This window comes from Pseudomonas folii, from assembly GCF_014357575.1.
GTDB lineage: Bacteria > Pseudomonadota > Gammaproteobacteria > Pseudomonadales > Pseudomonadaceae > Aquipseudomonas > Aquipseudomonas folii.
Map to the genome: position 1 here is coordinate 1 of NZ_JACONW010000151.1, position 12,398 is coordinate 12,398.

11 protein-coding genes are annotated in these 12,398 nt (G+C 57.4%); 7 read left to right on the plus strand and 4 right to left on the minus strand.

Annotation, left to right across the window (positions count from 1 at the left end):
• Positions 1–100: 100 nt before the first annotated feature.
• Complete coding sequence (gene fecA, locus H8S59_RS22405; protein WP_187522843.1) at positions 101–2,455, plus strand: TonB-dependent Fe(3+) dicitrate receptor FecA; 2,355 nt, start codon at positions 101–103, stop codon at positions 2,453–2,455.
• Between the two features lie 455 nt (positions 2,456–2,910).
• On the opposite strand, the gene H8S59_RS22410 is transcribed toward fecA, so the two are convergent.
• Complete coding sequence (locus tag H8S59_RS22410) at positions 2,911–5,403, minus strand: TonB-dependent siderophore receptor (RefSeq protein ID WP_187522844.1); 2,493 nt, start codon at positions 5,401–5,403, stop codon at positions 2,911–2,913.
• A 249-nt stretch (positions 5,404–5,652) separates the two neighbouring features.
• Here H8S59_RS22410 and H8S59_RS22415 point away from each other — a divergent pair, with 249 nt between their 5' ends.
• Complete coding sequence (locus H8S59_RS22415) at positions 5,653–6,081, plus strand: HPF/RaiA family ribosome-associated protein (RefSeq protein ID WP_095102187.1); 429 nt, start codon at positions 5,653–5,655, stop codon at positions 6,079–6,081.
• Positions 6,082–6,166: 85 nt separating this feature from the next.
• Here H8S59_RS22415 and H8S59_RS22420 read toward each other — a convergent pair whose 3' ends face one another.
• Positions 6,167–7,129 (minus strand): FecR family protein, encoded by a 963-nt coding sequence (locus H8S59_RS22420; RefSeq protein WP_187522845.1) that lies wholly within the window; start codon positions 7,127–7,129, stop codon positions 6,167–6,169.
• Positions 7,126–7,671: a sigma-70 family RNA polymerase sigma factor gene (locus tag H8S59_RS22425; protein WP_187522846.1), complete on the minus strand. Its 546-nt coding sequence runs from the start codon at positions 7,669–7,671 to the stop codon at positions 7,126–7,128. Before H8S59_RS22425 ends, H8S59_RS22420 begins: the two co-directional genes overlap by 4 nt.
• 165 nt (positions 7,672–7,836) lie before the next feature.
• On the opposite strand from H8S59_RS22425, the gene H8S59_RS22430 reads away from it, so the two are divergent.
• Together H8S59_RS22430 and H8S59_RS22435 are read left to right on the plus strand one after the other, a co-directional pair.
• On the plus strand, positions 7,837–8,172 hold the full coding sequence (locus H8S59_RS22430) for a DUF3509 domain-containing protein (protein ID WP_095102181.1): 336 nt from the start codon (positions 7,837–7,839) through the stop codon (positions 8,170–8,172).
• Positions 8,173–8,486: 314 nt separating this feature from the next.
• On the plus strand, positions 8,487–8,816 hold the full coding sequence (locus tag H8S59_RS22435; protein WP_187522847.1) for a YXWGXW repeat-containing protein: 330 nt from the start codon (positions 8,487–8,489) through the stop codon (positions 8,814–8,816).
• 61 nt (positions 8,817–8,877) lie between these two features.
• Here the strand turns inward: H8S59_RS22435 and H8S59_RS22440 are convergent, their stop codons facing one another.
• Entirely contained in the window at positions 8,878–9,327 is a 450-nt protein-coding gene (locus tag H8S59_RS22440; protein ID WP_095102177.1) for a phosphate-starvation-inducible protein PsiE, read from the minus strand.
• Between the two features lie 356 nt (positions 9,328–9,683).
• Between H8S59_RS22440 and H8S59_RS22445 the strand changes: the two genes are divergently transcribed.
• From H8S59_RS22445 to H8S59_RS22455, 3 genes are all read left to right on the plus strand, one after another.
• Positions 9,684–9,938 (plus strand): YebG family protein, encoded by a 255-nt coding sequence (locus tag H8S59_RS22445; RefSeq protein ID WP_095102175.1) that lies wholly within the window; start codon positions 9,684–9,686, stop codon positions 9,936–9,938.
• A 424-nt stretch (positions 9,939–10,362) separates the two neighbouring features.
• Complete coding sequence (locus H8S59_RS22450; protein WP_095102253.1) at positions 10,363–10,902, plus strand: sigma-70 family RNA polymerase sigma factor; 540 nt, start codon at positions 10,363–10,365, stop codon at positions 10,900–10,902.
• Positions 10,895–11,827, plus strand: a complete 933-nt coding sequence (locus H8S59_RS22455; protein WP_187522848.1) for a FecR domain-containing protein — start codon at positions 10,895–10,897, stop codon at positions 11,825–11,827. Before H8S59_RS22450 ends, H8S59_RS22455 begins: the two co-directional genes overlap by 8 nt.
• Positions 11,828–12,398 lie beyond the last annotated feature (571 nt).

Consider the following 12,398-nt stretch of genomic DNA (forward strand, 5'->3'; position numbering starts at 1 on the left):
TCCATTGGCATAATTATTTTCAAAACCGGTGAGCCGTTTTCGGTTCCTCGCGTGACAGACAGGGAAAGCACCTTAATCCTCTCGCCCAAGGACTCCCTGTATGTCAGTTCGCCCCAGCCGTTTGTCTCCCCTGTCCCGCTCGTTGCGGCACATTGTGTTTGGTGCCGGTCTTTCTATGTGCAGCGTGCCGCTGTTGCAGGCGGCTGACGTTGGCAGCAAGGCGTATCACATTGCCCCGAGCGCGCTGGAAACCGCACTGAATCAATTCGGTCGGGAGGCAGGCGTTCTGATTTCCTTTGGCTCGCAAATCACCAGCGGTCTGCAGAGCCGTGGGCTGGAAGGTCAATACACCCCCGAGCAGGGGCTGGCGGCATTGCTCGAAGGCACTGGCCTGCAAGCCAGCCCCGATGGCCAGAATGGCTTCACCCTGCAACCGGTCAGCGCGCAGGCCAATGGCCCGATTGAACTGGGTGCATCCAACGTCGTCGGTGACTGGCTGGGCGAGGCGCAGCAGACTGACGTCTTCGAACATCCAGGTGCCCGGGACGTGATCCGTCGCGAAGAAATCGAGCGCATGGGTGCCAGCAACGCACGTGAAGTGCTTAATCGCATCCCCGGCGTCAACGCCCCGGAAAATAACGGCACCGGCAGCCATGACATGGCGCTGAACTTCGGCATTCGCGGCCTCAACCCGCGTCTTGCATCGCGCTCGACGGTGTTGATGGACGGCATCCCGGTGCCCTTCGCACCTTACGGCCAGCCGCAACTGTCCTTCGCGCCGATCAGCATGGGCAACATGGATGCGGTAGACGTGGTTCGCGGCGGTGGCGCAGTGCGTTACGGCCCGCAGAACGTCGGCGGGGTCGTCAACTTCGTGACCCGTGCCATCCCTGACGAACCGACTCTCAAAGGCGGTTTCCAGACCGAAACCAGCCCTTCCTCCAGCCATGACGGCTTCAAGACCACGGGTAATGTATTGGCCGGTGGCACTGCCGACAATGGCCTGGGTGGTGCGATTCTGTACACCGGCGTGCGCGGCGGCGACTGGCGCGAACACAGCGACACGCAGATCGACGATCTGATCCTCAAGGGTAAATACCAGATCGACGAAGCCAACAGCGTCAACGCCATGGCTCAGTACTACGAAGGCGAAGCAGAGATGCCGGGTGGCCTCAACGTTGCCGATTACAAAGACGACCCTTACCAGTCGACGCGCTTGAAGGACAAGTTCTGGGGCCGTCGCACCATGGTCAACTTCGGCTATCGCTACGAGGAAGACGCACGGGTTTTCACCGCTAATACGTTCTTCACCAAAACCCTGCGCAGCGGTTATCTGGAACAAGGCAGCTTCGTGTCGCTGTCGCCTCGCGAATACTGGGTCCGCGGTCTGGAAACACGCTTCTCCCAGGGTTTTGCACTGGGTGAAACCTGGCACGAAGTGGGCGTCGGTTACCGTTACATCAACGAAGCCGGGCATGAGCTGCGTTACCGTGAGGACACTGTCGATAATGTCCTGCCGACCACCGGCAGCCGTTTCGACCGCGATACCCGAGGCTCAACAGAAGCCAATGCAATCTACATCGATGACCGTATCGATATCGGCAAGTGGACCATCACGCCGGGTATTCGCTACGAAATGATCGACACCGCGCAGTCCGATAACTTCAACAACCGTAAATACCAGGGCGACTACAAAACTGCCCTGCCCGCGTTGAACGTGCTGTATCACCTGACCGATAGCTGGAACCTGTACGCCAATACCGAGGGATCGTTCGGCAGCGTGCAATACAGCCAGATGTCCAGCCGCGTCGCGGGAGGTGAAGTCAAACCCGAGAAAGCCAGGACCTGGGAATTGGGTACGCGCTATGACAATGGCAACCTGCGTGCAGAGATCGGCGCATTCCTGATCAACTTCGATAACCAGTACGAAACCAACCAGACTGACAGCAGCGTGATTGCCCGTGGCGAAACCCGTCATCAGGGGATCGAGACCAGCGTCAACTATGCACTGGCTGGACTCAACCCGGCGTTGGCGGGTTTTGATGTGTACGCCACGTATGCTTTCGTTGATGCGACGATTCGTGAAGACGGTCCGAACAAGGGCAACCGCGTGCCCTTCGCGTCGAAGCACAAAGGCACCCTGGGCGTGGCCTATACCGAAGGCCCATGGAAGCTGAACCTGGACAGTTCGTACCAGAGCGATCAGTTTGCCGACAACGCCAATACTGAAGCAGAAACCGCCAGCGGTGCTGCGGGCAAGATCCCGGGTTACATGCTGTTCAGCACCCGCGCCGCCTACGACTTCGGCCCGCAATTGTCCGATCTGAACGTCGCGGTCGGGGTGAAGAACATCTTCAACCACGAGTACTTCACCCGCTCCTTTGACGACAACAACCGCGGCAAATACGTCGGCGAACCGCGGACGGTGTATGTGCAGACTTCTGTGGCGTTTTGATACACCGCGTCGCCTGCATCGTCGGAATGCCGCCCAGACCAAGCCTCGCTCCCACAGTGATCGCATTCCCCCTGTAAGAGCCGAGCTTGCTCGCGATGAACGACAACGCGGTGTGGCTTATGGCTGCGTCTCATGCATCGCGGGCAAGCCCGGCTCTCACAGTGATCGCACTCCCCTGTAGGAGCCGAGCTCGCGATGAACGACAACGCGGCGTAGCTTATGGCTGCGTCTCATGCATCGCGGGCAAGCCCGGCTCTCATCAAACAACATGCAACCCACTGGATTGAAATGCATTTTCTGTAGGAGCTGCCGAAGGCTGCGAAGCATTTCTCCTGATACACCGCGATCGCAGCTTTCGGCAGCTCCTACAGGTCCTATGTTTGCCGCGAGACAGCGTGGTGCCATCGACACCGGGGTGACTCCCACAATGATTGGGTTACGCTCAGTTCCCGGTTTTACCAACGATACGTCGCACTCGCCTGCACCGTGCGTTGCGAGCCGTACCAGCACCAGCCGTAACCGCTGCAGGACGCGACGTATTCCTTGTTGGCCAGATTGGTAACGTTAAGCGCCAGACGCAGGTTGTCCATCGGGTTGTACAGGCTTGGAATATCGTAGTGCGCTGATGCGTCGAACAAGGTGTAACCAGGCACTTTCAACGAGTTGGCAGTGTCACCCCAGGTCGAGCCGACATAACGTGTCCCACCGCCAACACCGAAGCCTTTCATCTGTCCATCACGGAAGGTGTAATCAACCCACGCAGAAGCGGTATGACGTGGAATCGCCACCGATGTCTTGCCCTCAGCCGACTCGGACGGGCCATTGGCAATGCCACTTCCTGGCGACACGCTAACGGTGCTGTTGGATTTGGTGGTCCTGTTGTCCAGATACGCGTAAGCCGCGGTGATATCCAGGTTGTCACTCAGGCTCGCCTTGCCTTCCAGCTCGAAACCGCGCGACTGCACCTCACCGGATTGCACCTGACAACGGGCACCGTTACACCGCGGCGCTGGATCCGGGTCCGGAGTCAGCACATTGGTTCTGCGCAGATCGAAGATCGAGGCCGTAATGAAGCTGTTGCTTCCAGGCGGCTGGTACTTGATACCCAATTCGTATTGCGTGCCTTCGGTTGGATCAAACGGTTTGTCACCTAAACCGGTGCCCGACTGCGGCTCGAAGGACTCCGAGTAGCTGATGTAGGGCGCCAGGCCGTTATCGAACAGATAGACCAGCCCCAGCCGTCCGGTAAAGGCTTCGGCCTCGGTCGAACTCTTGGTTTTCACCCCCGTGGCAATGCGTTTCGAACTGTTGGTGCTGTCTGCCCAGTCATAACGACCACCGGCCAGAAACACCCACTTGTCCCACTTCATCTGCTCTTGCAGATACAGCCCTTTTTGCTCGCTGCGCCCGGTCGCATCGGTGACATAAGCTGGCACTGTCACGGGGCTGCCGTAGACCGGATTGAAGATATCCAAGGGTGCAGTCTGGGGAAATCCGGACGCCTTGGTATCCGTACTCGTGTTTTGATAATCGGCACCGAAGAGCACGGTGTGCTGCAACGGCCCGGTGGCGAATTTAGCCTGGACCTGATTATCAATCGTATAAGAATCAATATTCACATCGGTCGCGATGACGCTGCGATCAAGTGTGCGAAAATCGTCCCGCAGCGCGCTGTTGTAAACGCTGCGATAGAGCCCCTCACTGCGCATGTATCGAGTGTTCTGGCGGATCGTCCAGACGTCATTCAGATGGTGTTCGAACAGGTAACCCAAGGCGTAGTAATTACGATCGCTTTTCTCGATATCCTTCTCGCCGTCATAAAAATCGACGTCGATGTCACGGCCGGTCGGGCTGCGCAGCACTGAACCAAAAGCTGGAACCGCGCCATACGAAGCCCCCTTTGGATCAGCCTGATAATTGGCCAGCAGCGTCAGCGAAGTATCCTCACTCGGACGCCAGGTAAACGCCCCCGCGATGGACTGGCGACGGGTTTCAGTGTGCTCGACCTGCCCGTCGGCGTCGTCGTACAAACCGGAAAGCCGGTAGGAATACACACCTTGATCATCAATCGGGCCACCGAAATCGAAGGTCGTGCGCTTCTTGTTGAAGTTGCCATACGTCAGGCCGATTTCGTGAAACGGTGTTTCGGTCGGCAACTTGCTGACCATATTCACCACACCGCTAGGGCTGGCCTGGCCGTACAACACTGACGACGGGCCACGCAGGATTTCAACGCGCTCCAGATCGAATGCATCTTTCTGCGGTGAGGCATCGCGGCTGCTCGGCATGCGCAAGCCGTCCAGATAGGTTGCAGGCGAGAACCCGCGAATGCTCAATTGATCCAGACGCGAGGCGGTCGCCCCGCGCGTCTCTGGCACAACGGCCGCGGTATAGCGCAGGATCTGATTCAGGCTCTGTGCGCCCTGCGCGGTCATCTGATCTTTGGTCACGACCGAAATCGATTGCGGTGTTTCAATCAACGCGGTGTCGGTCTTGGTCCCGGTACGACCGCGGGTTGCCACGTAACCGGGTACCGGCCCCGACGCCGTCTCGCTGCGCCACGCACCCTGAATATCCGTCGCCCCCAACTCCATGGCCCCCGCCACTGCCTCGGGTGCAGCCTCAATGCGATAACGATTGGCCGACAATGCCGTGGCCCGCAAACCACTGCCTGCCAACAAACGCGCCAGCGCGACGTGGGTATCGAAATCGCCCTGCAAGCCCGGGCTGCGCTTGTCACGAGTCAGGGCAGGATCGAAGGCCAGCGCCAGATTCGCCTGCTCGGCCAGACTGTTGAGTGCCTGGCTCAAATCACCCGCCGGAATCGAAAAATTGCGTATCGCGGCCTGGGCGTTCGGCATGGATTCAGCAGCATTGAGCGGCGCTACAGCGAACGCCATGACGACGGCCAGAGCCAGTGGTTGCAGAGAATGGACAGCGCGTGACATGGACGATCCTTGGCTGGGAAATGAAGTACTCCTAGCCATGACGCACGCGCGAGGAAAACAGACAGTGAATGAGATGGATTAACATTCAAATACTGCACGCCTGTTTTTTTGCCGCGAAATATTTCTTTCACGTCGGGGTTGAATTGTTCCTCGAGAAGCGCCAACACTGTGACTGAGACGGACAAAAATGAACCTCCTGAAAAGGAGCACGTCCGATCTCACAAGAGCAAGCCTTAGAAGGGAACAACTATGCAAATCCAGGTCAATTGCGATAACCACATCGAAAGCAGCATCCGACTGGAGGAGTGGGTACGTACCACTGTTGAAAGCACGCTCGAACGTTACGAAGAGGATCTGACCCGCATCGAAGTCCACATTCGCGATGAGAACGGCGACAAGCCCGGCCCGCACGACATGCGCTGCCAGATGGAAGCCCGACCAAAAGGTCACCAGCCCATCTCCGTAACTCACAAGGCCGACACCCTGGATCAGGCAGTGGATGGTGCCGCAGTTAAACTCGATCATGCCCTTGAGCATCTATTCGGCAAATTGCGTAAAAAACGCGCCGGAGCCCCAATCATTGAAGAGTCAGAGCTTGAAGCGGAAAACCCCGACGCTCTGTTGCAAGAAGAATTTCTGGAGAAGGAGCAGGAAAAAAGCGTCGCCCAACTGGGTTGAGCCACGCATTAACCTGAATCACATTACGACCTCTTGAAAGAAGGGCGGACTTGCACAGCAGGTCCGCCCTTTTTCGTTTCCGGCCCTATTTGGCTGGAGTGATCCTGACGAACAGCGGCGTAAAGTGGTCGACCTTGATCGGCAGATTGTCGGCCAATGTAGCCAGAGCAGCGTCGGTGTCGTCCAGGCGGAAAACCCCGGAGACGCGAATCCCTCGAAGCGCCTGCTCATCAAACTGCAGAACACCATGCCGCCAGGATTCGAGGGCCTGCAATACCTCAACCAGTGGCCGGTCATCCGCTTTGAGCATCCCGCGCGTCCAGGCAGCCGGATCTTCATTGCCGACGGGTGTAGGCAACTGCACCACGCCATCCTTGAGCGTCGCCCGTTGACCGGTGTTTACCCGAACGTCGGTCGAGCGATCAGCATTGGCGGCAATCGCCGACTCAAGCACGCTGACCTGAACCGAACCATCCTGCTCTTTACGCACCACAAAGCGCGTACCCAGCGCTGTTATGGTGCCTTGAGGGGTCTTGACCACGAACGGTCGCTGCGGGTCTTTGGCGACCTGCACCCACATTTCACCGCGATACAACTCGATAACGCGCTGCCGTTCGTCGAATTCAACGTCCACTGCCGAGCCGCTATTGAGCTGCAACTCGCTACCGTCGGTCAGCAAAATCTCACGTTTCTCGCCAGTTTCAGTGCGTTCATCAGCCAGCCAGACCGGCCCCTGATCAACGCTGAACCAGCCGAAAACCAGCACCCCCAACAGGGCGATTGCTTGCACCGGTCGGTGAGAGATTTTCCGTTTGGCCGGAGGAAAAACCTTGCCCAATGCCTTCCTGGCGGGCTCGACGGGCAATTGATCGAAGCTGCCCATGACCGCCTGCATGCGTGTCACCGCCAGCGCATGCCGCGGGTCTGCATGACGCCATGTGTTGAAGGCCTGCCGGTCAGCCGTGCTGGCAGCGTCATCATTCAGCAACGCCAGCCACTGGGCGGCCTGGCCGATCATTGACTCCGAGGGTTCGTGTTCTACATTCATGACAAGTGGCCCGAACCATGCAGAGTCTTATAGCAATGCACCAGCACGGTGGCCATGTACTGCTTGACCATGCTGGCGGACACACCCAACACCTTGGCGATTTCGTTGTAGCTCAAGCCGTCCAGGCGGTTGAGTAAAAACGCTTCGCGGGGTTTGCGAGGCAAGCCTTCCAGCATCCGGGAGATTTTTTCCAGCAGCTGCAAGGCCGCGTGAATCGCCTCAGGGCTGGGGATATTGGCGTCGTCGGCACTCAGCGCCAATGCTTCAAGGTAAGCGTGCTCGATCTTGCGGCGCCGGGCAGCATCGATCAGCAGACGCGTGGCGGTGGTGGTCAGAAATGCACGAGGTTCTTTGAGGTTTTGCGGTTCAGCGAGCGTTAGAACACGGATGAAGGCGTCATGGGCAAGGTCAGCCGCACGTTGCGAACAACCGAGCTTTTTACGCAACCACCCATGTAACCAGGAGTGATGGTCGCTGTAGAGCGCAGTGAATTGCCGGTGACGAAGGATCAGGTCGTCATCGGATGCAGGAATGTCGCGCATGTGGCAATGCTTCTTAAACACGAAAAATTATCATTAACGCGGAAGATGCCACTATTCAGTAACAACGGCAAGCGCAGGAATTTTCCGATCTTTCACTCAACCGTCGAGAACTAAAGGGTCAAACGCCCAGTCAATTTATGCAGTCCCTACTGGCAGGTACCGAAAATGGATAATCCTTTTCAGCAGATTACCGACGTATTTCATCCTGACTATCGGGTGAATCTGAGCATTCAAGGCCTCGACGGCAGCATTATGCTGACGTTATCGAACGAGACAGGTGTGGTTGCCAAACGCTTGATCAGCGCTGCCCAGCGCAACGATCCCAAGCGCTTGAAGCGATTGATCGAAAGCGTGCAGTTCGGCATCGCAATCGAGGAAGGCCACAGCGCCATCAAGATCCTGGCGGCCATGACCGACGGCGACGTGAAACGACTCGCGCCACCACCCTCGAAGCTCGCGAACCTGCTGGCCACCCGCCCTACAGTGGCGGTGGGGATTTGATGCCGATTGAGTACCTGTCCGTCTGTTTGCGATAAACCATCCCGCTCCCTTTCAGACCCTGCTGCCCTCTCCCGGCAGCAGGATCTGGATTCTGCATGTGCATCGCCACACGCCTGAATAGTCTGTCTCCACTACTCCCCTCCCAATCGTTCTCAAGCTGATCGTTCCCCCGTCAGGCACTTGTTTGTCCTCGGTGACTGTTCAGGCCAGGTACAGACAAGGGCTGTTACAACATTACTGAGACTTGCTTGTTGGGTGACAGGATCGTCCTGTCGCAGCGTCACCCCATCTGCGGATAACTCCGAGGAGGCAACATGTTCTTGCGTTATGTGGCCCTGATTGCACTGGTAGCAGTGGCATCCGGGTGCGTAGAAGAACGAATCGTCCATGAACGAAGCCCGGTGCACCACGAGTACGTCGAGGTCGTGGCGCCACAAGCCCCGCCAGAGCGCATCGTGGAAGTCGAACCAGCACCTCGACCAGGCTATGTCTGGGCGCGCGGTTACTGGCATTGGGATGGAAGCCGTTATGTGCCTGTGCGAGGCCATTGGGAAGCCGAGCGCCCTGGCTATCGCTATGAGCATCCGCACTGGGAACGAGCAGGAGATGGTTGGCATTGGCATGCCGGAGTGTGGCTTAACTGACTGTTGATAAAGCCTGTCCTGCAAGGCCGATAGGCCAGTCAGGACAGGCAATCCAATCCCCTCAGCTTTCCGACTTGTCCTTCACCGACGGAAAGCGCGACGAAGCAAACCGAACCACCAGAATCGCAAATGCCAGCAACAGAATCCCGCCGCACAAGTAAATGATCCCCAGATCTGGCGGAGCATGATGAGACACGTCGCTGATCAACAACCGGGTCAGAGCCGTGATCGCTACGTAGATCAAGAACCTGATTGGCATGTGGTTGGTCTTGAAATAGATACCCACCATCGCTCCGAGCTCCAGATAGATGAACAGCAGCAGAATGTCATCAACACTGACACTGCCTTTGCCAATCATCTCTATGAAAGCCAGGATTGCCCCGTACGCCGTAATCGCTCCAATCCCGAAAAGTGCCAGGTAATGGAAAGCCTCTACGCACAGATTGCCAAGCGAATCCGCTTGATCGTGAATGTTCTTGCGCAGCTTTTCAGCCCATTTCAGTTCTGACATCTTCAACTCATCCTGTACAAAAATTGAGCAACACTTACCGGTCAACATAATGCCGCTTTGTAGGTGAAGCCTCGTGCTGCGTGATTCTCAAGCAGGAACGAGGCCATTAGCCAGGGTTAAGAGCGCGGCGGGTTGTCGCAAGGCACACGAAGGGAGTAAAAAAGATGCATGTTCGCCACTATTCAAGGCGCGACGATTGGCTTATGCTTACAACTGTATAAAAAACCAGTACTCGCCTAGCCAGATCTTGCATCGTTGCAGGTCGGCATTTTGATCTGCAATACAAGCGTTGACCGTTTCACAAGCACAACCGGGGGCGTTCCCCTCCAATACTGCACCTGATTACGAGGCCTCACATGGCTGTTGAAACCCTATATCGCAGTACCCGCGACTTGGAGACTACATTCGTGGATCGTAAACTCGCCGATGCACACGACCAGATGCTCGAACTGGCAGAGTCGTTGACCGAGATTCTGATGAAGAACGTACCGGGTCTGACCGAGAAGCAAGCCGAAGACACCAGTATCTTCATGGCCAAGAACCGCGTCGTGTTCGCCGCTGCGTTCAAGAACAACGCCGGTGCGCTGGCTGAGTTGGGTCAGGAAGGCTGAGTCCTTACAGGCCTGCAGGAACTCACGAACAATGCGAGGCAGCGATAGCGTTTTGCCTGACACGCCGCCATCGCGGGCAAGCGCGCTCCTACAAGTCTCCGTTTGCTGCGCGACAGCGCGGCGTCTGGACGACGGTGACGCTCTCATCAAACAAAATGCAAATTAATGGATTGAAATGCATTTTCTGTAGGAGCTGCCGAAGGCTGCGAAGCATTTCTCCTGACACACCGCGATCGCAGCCTTCGGCAGCTCCTACAGGTCCCAAGTTTGCCACGAGACACAAGGCAATCTCCTGCAAAAATAGTGGCATCCAGATGCACTAACACCAAAGCAATTGAGAAGCAGTCTCATCCATGATAGCCTCGCCGGCACATCATCTGTGGCTGCCCTGGGCGGCGAACTTTGCTTTTCAGAGCGTTTTGCCGTGCCCGATAAAGCTACAAGACTTAGCCTTTATCTCGCCCACCGTCCTGCGTTGATCAATTACGCCAAAGGGGTTTTGGGTGATAGAGCGAGCGCCGAGGATGTGGTGCAGGACGCCTTTCTGCGCTTCAGCGAGCCGACCAGTTCAGCGCTGGAGCAACCCGCTGCTTATCTCTATCGCATAGTGCGTAATCTGGCGCTCGATGCCATGCGCCGCCAGAACAGCGAAAATCGTCAGCAGCAAAGTCCGCCGCAATGGATGCAGCCCGGTCAGTTGCAATCCCCCGAACAGCAGTTTCTTCAGCAAGCTGACGTCAGCCGTGTAGCCGCGACCTTTGCCGACTTACCGGAACAAACGCGCATTGCCGTCGAGATGCACCGTCTGGGTGGTTATACTCTGCAGCAAATCGCCAGCCACCTGAACATTTCGCTGTCCATGACCCACCGTCTGGTGCGTGACGCCGTGGTTCAGTTGGCCTCCAGTATCGAGGTTGAGCAGCCTGCTCAGGCCGTTCAACGCAAGGAGCGCCCACGTGCATGAGTTGACGCCTTCCAGGGCCAGCCTGGAACAGGCCAGTGACTGGTTACTGGATCTTCAGGCTGAACCTGCGCGCTTCGAAGAATTCGATCACTGGTTGCACGCCAACCCGGAACACCTCAGCGCCTGGGCCCAAGTCAATCGCGCCTGGTCAGCCATTGAGCAGCCCTCCACCACCGTCCACTGGCCAGCCCCCGCCGAAGTCGCACCACTCAACCCTTCGCGCTGCAAGTGGTCGATGCTCGCGGCCGCCTGTGTCTGTGTCATTGCGTTGGGCGCCGCATGGCTGAACAACCCTGACTGGCAGGCTGACTATCACACCGGCACCGGCGAAACGCGCGTCGTGCAGTTGGCAGACGGTAGCCAGATGACGCTCGCTGCGCGTAGCGCCGTGGATGTCGACTACAGCGGCAAAACCCGGCAGATCACCTTGCTGCGTGGCGAAGCGCTGTTCGACGTGGTGCATGACGCCCGCCGCCCTTTTCAGGTCGACGCCAACCAAGTGGTTATTCGGGTTCTCGGGACGTCGTTCGATGTTGCGCGCAGTGAGTCCGGTATAAAGGTCGAAGTACGCGAAGGCGCCGTCGGGGTCAACGCCAGCGGTACGCCTTACCGTCTTTCTGCGGGCCAACGGCTTTGGCTCGCTGCAAATCAGGGTAGCGTCCAGCAATCCGCCATCGCTCCCGACGAAGTGGCCACCTGGGTCAGCGGCCAGCAGTTTTTCGAAAACGCTACCGTGCAGGAAGTCGTCGAGCAGTTGCGCAACTATCAGCATGGCTGGATCGTCATCAGTGATGATGCCCTGGGGCAGAAGCGAGTGACCGGGCTTTATGATCTGCGCGATACGCAACGGGCGTTGCAGGCTCTGGCTAAGCCGGTTGGCGGAGAGGTGAAGCAGTATTCGCCGCTGCTCACCGTGCTGAAGTAGACCGCTGATTATCCAGATGCATCTGCGCGATTCATACCTGGCCACAAAACATCGTCGAGGGACTGGCTTCAGCCGGGAAGACAGACGATATAGCTCTATCGAATGTACCGGCCTCTTCCCGGCTAAAGCCGGTGCCACGACATTGCACAAGTACTGAGATCACCCCCTGTGGGAGCGGTGCTTGCCCGCGATTCAGGCGCTGCGGTGTATGAGTCAGAGCGCGTAATCATTCATCGCGAGCAAGCTCGGCTCCTACAGGGATGCGGTCTTTGTGGGAGATTGACGTGGGACCGGCTTTAGCCGGGAAAGCGATATCTCTGACGACACATTTTCAGTGACTGTTGCGGCCTCTTCCCGGCTGAAGCCGGTCCCACGACATTGCACAAGTCTGAGATCACCCCTGTGGGAGCGGTGCTTGCCCGCGATTCAGGCGCTGCGGTGTATAAGTCAGAGCGCGTAATCGTTCATCGCGAGCAAGCTCGGCTCCTACAGGAATGCGGTCTCTGTGGGAGATTGACGTGGGACCGGCTTTAGCCGGGAAAGCGATATCTCTGACGACACATTTTCAGTG